Genomic DNA, 1,414 nt, shown 5'->3' on the forward strand with positions numbered 1-1,414 from the left:
CGGACGGGAAGGTGGGGTGTGACCGTGGTGGTCACGCCCCGGGATGTTGGGAGGTGATCCAGCCGCAGATTCCCCTACGGCTACCTTGTTACGACTTAAGCCCCCTTGCGAAGCCCAGATTCGACTCTCCAACGAGAGCCTCATCCGGACCTCACTCGGGTGCTTTGACGGGCGGTGTGTGCAAGGAGCAGGGACGTATTCACCGCGCGCTTCTGACACGCGATTACTACCGAATCCAGCTTCATGTGGGCGAGTTTCAGCCCACAATCCGAACTACGACCAGGTTTCTGAGATTACCGTCCCCTCTCGGGGTAGGAACCCATTGTCCTGACCATTGTAGCCCGCGTGTAGCCCAGCTCATTCGGGGCATACTGACCTACCGTTGCCCGTTCCTTCCTCCGCCTTAGCGGCGGCAGTCTTCCTAATGTACCCAGCTACCTCAAGGGTACTGCTGGCAATTAGGAACGCGGGTCTCGCTCGTTGCCTGACTTAACAGGACGCCTCACGGTACGAGCTGACGGCGGCCATGCACCTCCTCTCTGCAACTCTGGCAAGGTCATCAACCTGACCGTCATCACTGCAGTCGGAGCTGGTGAGATGTCCGGCGTTGAGTCCAATTAAACCGCAGGCTCCTCCGGTTGTAGTGCTCCCCCGCCAATTCCTTTAAGTTTCATCCTTGCAGACGTACTTCCCAGGCGGCCTACTTAGCGGCTTCCCTACGGCACAATACTGACTCGTAGTCAGTAGCGCACCTAGTAGGCATCGTTTACGGCTGGGACTACCCGGGTATCTAATCCGGTTCGAGACCCCAGCTTTCGTCCCTCACTGTCGAGTCCGTTCTTCCGAGGTGCTTTCGCCATCGGCGGTCCGTCCAGGATTACGGGATTTCACTCCTACCCCGGACGTACCCCTCGGATCTCCCGGCTCCAAGCCGTGCAGTTTCCGCCGGACGCCCACCCGTTGAGCGGGTGGATTTCCCGACGGACTTGCGCGGCCAGCTACGGACGCTTTAGGCCCAATAAAATCGGTCATCACTCGAGCTGCCGGTATTACCGCGGCGGCTGGCACCGGTCTTGCCCAGCTCTTATTCGAGAACCACCTTACGGTTCTCAAAAGCGAGGACTGTATGCCCTCGCACTCGGGGTCCCCCTATCGCACTGGCGTGCAGTGTAAAGGTTTCGCGCCTGCTGCGCCCCGTAGGGCCCGGAATCTTGTCTCAGATTCCGTCTCCGGGTTCTTGCTCTCACAACCCGTACCGATTATCGGCACGGTGGGCCGTTACCCCACCGTCTACCTAATCGGCCGCAGCCACATCCTACGGCGCCTGAGCGTTTCGCGCTCCCGGCGTTCCAGCGTGGGAGCGGTATTCGAGATTAGCCTCAGTTTCCCGAGGTTATCTCGATCCGTAGGGTAG

Annotated in this window: 1 rRNA gene; it reads right to left on the reverse strand. The window is 59.5% G+C overall.

The annotated features are described in order from the left end of the window. Window positions 1–48: 48 nt before the first annotated feature. Window positions 49–1,414, reverse strand: a 16S ribosomal RNA gene (locus ACQUS7_RS14540); the annotation flags it as partial.

Source organism: Halobaculum sp. P14, assembly GCF_051195155.1.
In the GTDB taxonomy this organism is placed as follows: domain Archaea; phylum Halobacteriota; class Halobacteria; order Halobacteriales; family Haloferacaceae; genus JBNTKA01.